The organism is Sphingomonas zeae, from assembly GCF_014197135.1.
GTDB classification, from domain to species: domain Bacteria; phylum Pseudomonadota; class Alphaproteobacteria; order Sphingomonadales; family Sphingomonadaceae; genus Sphingomonas; species Sphingomonas zeae.
In genome coordinates, this window is sequence record NZ_JACIFA010000044.1 from 1 (window position 1) to 1,055 (window position 1,055).

Annotated in this window: 1 protein-coding gene; it reads left to right on the forward strand. The window is 67.8% G+C overall.

Going from position 1 to position 1,055, the window contains the following annotated elements; all coding sequences use genetic code 11:
• Positions 1 to 92 precede the first annotated feature (92 nt).
• Positions 93 to 1,039 (forward strand): IS630 family transposase gene (locus GGR45_RS19510; RefSeq protein ID WP_175310268.1). Its coding sequence is split into 2 segments (ribosomal slippage): positions 93 to 429 and positions 429 to 1,039, totalling 948 coding nucleotides; the frame shifts between segments, so codons are not numbered across the junction.
• The last annotated feature ends 16 nt before the right edge of the window (positions 1,040 to 1,055 follow it).

Here is a 1,055-nt window from a genome sequence, read left to right on the forward strand (position 1 = left end):
TAGAGCGGTTTCCGGCCGACCTGAGTCGCAGAGGGATTCACAGGGGCGCGCTGATCTGATTCACAGTGCTGGCTGGATGGAGGCCGGCATGGATGGGCAAGCCGTTGTCGATGGATCTGCGGTCGCGAGCGCTGGCTGCGGTTGACGAGGGGATGAGCTGCCGGGCTGCGGCGCGGCGGTTCGGGGTAGCGGCCGCGACGGTGATCCGTTGGCACGACCAGCGCCGCAGCACCGGTGGCTATGCCGCCAAAGCGCAGGGCGGGGACACGCGGTCGCGTCGGATCGAGGCGCATGCGCCCATGATCCTGGCGCTGCACGAAGCGCGGCGCGACATCACGCTGGACGAGCTGCGCCGGGAGCTGGGCCAGGCGGGCGTGATGGTGGCGATCTCGACCCTGCACCGTTTCTTCGCCCGCCACGGGATCACGCGCAAAAAAAGACTGGCCACGCGATCGAGCAGGACCGCGCCGACGTCCTGAGCCAGCGCGAGGCATGGTTCGACGGGCAGCTCGATCTCGACCCCGCGCGGCTGGTGTTCATCGACGAGACCTGGACGGCGACCAACATGACCCGCAGCCATGGCCGCTGCCGGCGGGGCGAGCGGCTACGGATGGGCTACCCGCACGGCCACCGCAAGACGACCACGCTGGTCGCGGGCCTGCGCATGACCGGCATGGTCGCCCCCATGGTGCTCGACGGACCGATCAACGGCGACTGGTTCGAGGCTTATGTCGGCCAGGTTCTCTTACCTGACCTCCGACGCGGCGACGTGGTCATCATGGACAACCTGTCCAGCCACAAGCGCGCCGGCGTCCGCGACCTGATTGAGGCGGCCGGCGCCCGCCTCATGTTCCTCCCGCCCTACAGCCCCGACTTCAACCCGATCGAGAAGGCGTTCGCCCGCCTCAAGGCCATGCTCCGCAAAGCCGGAGAGCGGACCGTCTCCGGCCTGTGGTCTCTCATCGGCAGATTGGTCGACCTCTTCCAGCCGCAGGAATGCGCCAACTACTTCAGCTCCTGCGGCTATGACCCAGACTGAACGGAAACCGCTCTAG